The organism is Companilactobacillus halodurans, assembly GCF_009600985.1.
Classification (GTDB): Bacteria; Bacillota; Bacilli; order Lactobacillales; family Lactobacillaceae; genus Companilactobacillus; species Companilactobacillus halodurans.
This window is the reverse complement of the sequence record NZ_VDFP01000105.1, coordinates 1-1621: the sequence shown is the minus strand read 5'-3', so window position 1 is coordinate 1621 and position 1621 is coordinate 1. Positions and strand designations below refer to the sequence as shown.

The window sequence follows — 1621 nt, the reverse complement described above, 5'->3', positions numbered from 1 at the left end:
TAAAAAAACGCTAACTTTATAAGCTAACGTTTCAAATCTTTTAAGTAATAATTTTGTTTCTCAAAGTTCCAAATTGCCGTAATTGAATGTGCTTTTTCTTCTTCACCTGTTGTTTTATCTTCGTCACTTGTATTGATTAAATTGCCATCTTCGGCATCGTCTAAATTTAAAATTTTATGTTTTTGTTTAAGCAATCCACCATAACTTAACATGCGCTTTCGGTATAAACCTTTTTCCAAATCATTCACGATTTCTTGATTTCTTTCATCATCATCAGTTAAAAAATCAGATGACTTAACCGAATATTTTGAGGTTTCTTTGATTGCTGCTTGAATATCTTTATCGCCTTTTTGATTTGGAGTAATCCCTTTAACATTTACCACAGGCTCATAATTAATTTGTAATGCTTTTTTCCAAAAACTCAACCACTCTTTTTGCGATATATAATTTTCAGATCCACGAAAATATTTACTTTCAACACACAATAAAACATGCATATGCTGATTATAACTACCATTTTTTTCGTTTACTGTAACTTCTGTAGAACGCATAAAACCCACTAAATTCTTTTTAACTTTTGCATACATTTTTAATTTATTAAAAGCTTTAGCCATATGCTTTAAACTTTCTTCTAAATGTTCTCCATCTATCGCATTTCGAGTTGATAACGTCAAAAATAACCAACGTGCCTTTGGTTTCTCTTTAACCACTTCTTCAATCACTCTTTGAGCTTGATAACTATTTTTCATCGAACGCCTCCAATTACAAACAGGACACAATTTCGATTTACAAAACCATGTCTTATGTAATTTCAAATAACCTTCATCAGTCGGCTTGAACTCTAAGACGTTACCACATTGTTTTACGTTATAAGCCTTTTTGATTTTTAAGATTTCAAGTATATCTGCATAACTAACATTATTAATCTTCTTTTCTCTCCATGGGCGTTGCTTACCACTTTTGGCAATATCTTTTAATGTTTCAGTATCTTGATTTTCGTCTATATATTTTGTATGATTGTCTTGCATATAAAAAGACCTCCAGTATTAGATTTTAGCTCGACACTTTAATCTTATTACTGGAGTTTTTTTATGTCAACCGATATATTATACACTAAAAAAACGAAAAAACATTGATATAGCAACGTTGAAACGACTTTATATATCTTTGAGTTATTTCTAATAGTATCAAGACAAGAAGAAACTCGTTTTCACTCGTTTCAAATACCTTTTAAATCTCCGCCTTATTCTTATTAATCTTAATCGCTTTAATAAATAAATAAACAGCATTTATTCCCATCAAAATAACATATGGAATAAATATGTATAAATTTTCCGAACCAGATATAAAAACTAATCCAATTAAAAAGAAAATATTTAAAATAGTTGCTATAACATAGCCTTTATCTAACACTGTGTTTTTATTCAAGAAAATCACTCCTCTTTATTTTTTATCTTACTAAACATAATTGCTTTATTCCAATTGCTTTATTCCAATTGCTTTATTCCAATTGCTTTATTGACGTTGAGCCTCGGAACCCTTAACAATCCCAAAACTTGTCGAATGGTCGGCTTAATAGCTCACGCTATGCCGACATTCGTCTGCAAGTTTAGTTAAGGGT

General features: G+C 30.0%; 2 protein-coding genes. Both read right to left on the bottom strand.

Going from position 1 to position 1621, the window contains the following annotated elements; translation table 11 throughout:
- Positions 1-23 precede the first annotated feature (23 nt).
- Positions 24-1028, bottom strand: a complete 1005-nt coding sequence (locus tag FHL06_RS12780) for a protein rep (protein WP_152587875.1) — start codon at positions 1026-1028, stop codon at positions 24-26.
- Between the two features lie 202 nt (positions 1029-1230).
- Complete coding sequence (locus FHL06_RS12775; protein ID WP_152587876.1) at positions 1231-1428, bottom strand: hypothetical protein; 198 nt, start codon at positions 1426-1428, stop codon at positions 1231-1233.
- Positions 1429-1621 lie beyond the last annotated feature (193 nt).

Excerpts from the sequence above, each read along its gene's own strand:
- FHL06_RS12780 (WP_152587875.1), bottom strand. The coding sequence starts at position 1,028 with ATGCAAGACAATCATACAAAATATATAGACGAAAATCAAGATACTGAA.